The sequence below is a fragment of the Metabacillus niabensis genome, assembly GCF_902829255.1.
GTDB classification, from domain to species: domain Bacteria; phylum Bacillota; class Bacilli; order Bacillales; family Bacillaceae; genus Metabacillus; species Metabacillus niabensis.
The window spans coordinates 1-1,128 of record NZ_CADEPK010000272.1 but is presented as its reverse complement, the minus strand read 5'-3'; the positions used below and the strand labels follow the sequence as shown (position 1 = coordinate 1,128).

The 1,128-nt window shown below is 29.8% G+C and carries 1 protein-coding gene; it reads left to right on the top strand.

Annotation, left to right across the window (positions count from 1 at the left end; translation table 11 throughout):
• The first annotated feature begins 175 nt into the window (after positions 1-175).
• A complete protein-coding gene (gene cdaS / locus HU235_RS16125) occupies positions 176-799 on the top strand; it encodes a sporulation-specific diadenylate cyclase CdaS (RefSeq protein WP_233452248.1) in 624 nt (207 codons plus the stop codon).
• The last annotated feature ends 329 nt before the right edge of the window (positions 800-1,128 follow it).

Below are 1,128 nucleotides of genomic sequence, written 5' to 3'. Positions count from 1 at the left end.
CGCCTAATATACTAAATGTATATTGTAATATTTTTTGTGTAATCATTGGTAAAACCTCCATTAATAGTATGGTGCTTATCTTAGAAAACATACATTTTTTTCTAAGATTTGAATTGAGTGTTAATGGAATGATAAATTAACGACCATACTAATATTAGAGGAAGGAGTGGAATTGGTGGAAAATCCGAATACGATTGGTGAAATAAAGGAACACATTGCAACCAATTTAGAACATATAATCGAAGAAGCCCAACTAATGAGAAACTCAATAGATGAAAAAGACTATTGTCTATTATGTGAGATTGCACGAATAAAAGACAGATTTAATGCCATTCAATCATCTGCTTCCTTTTTTTATTTAAAAGCCTATATCTCAAGTTTTACAAAAAAAACAATAGAAATTGCGAAGGCATTACAAAATTTATCAGATAATCGCCACGGTGGGCTAATAATAATTGAAAGAAGTGCTCCCGTAGAGGAGTATATTCAAGAAGGGGTACAAATCAACGCAGATTGTTCAAGTCAATTAATTGAAAGTATTTTCTATCCTGGAAATCCTTTACATGATGGAGCGTTGCTAATAAAAGGTGATTATATTGTATCAGCAGCAAATGTTCTTCCGTTAACAACACAAAGCTTTGGCTCGAAAAAGGTAGGTACTAGACACCGTGCTGCAATTGGATTATCTGAACAAACAGATGCGTTAATCTTAGTAGTATCTGAAGAAACAGGAAGAATGTCTTTTGCTTTAGATGGAACTTTATATCCAATTAGCTCCTCAGAAACGAGAATTCACTAGTAAAATTATCATGAAAATAAATACCTTATCAGTAATATGAATAAAAAGACCTATATAAAAAAAGGGTTAATAATTGTTTTGTCTATTTTTTGTATAAAAATGGAGTAATCCCGGAAACAAATGAGTTTTTCTCTTGTCTTTAGTTTGAAAATTTCAAAAGTATAGGTAAAATGTAACAAGTCTAATGATAAACTAATATTAATTTGAAAAAGAGTGGATTGGAATTTTCTACTCTTTTTTTGTTTGAAAAGAATTTTATTGAAAAAAAGATTGTCTATTTTTACATGTTTTTGTATGATTATACTAGATTAGTAGTGTAACTTTATACC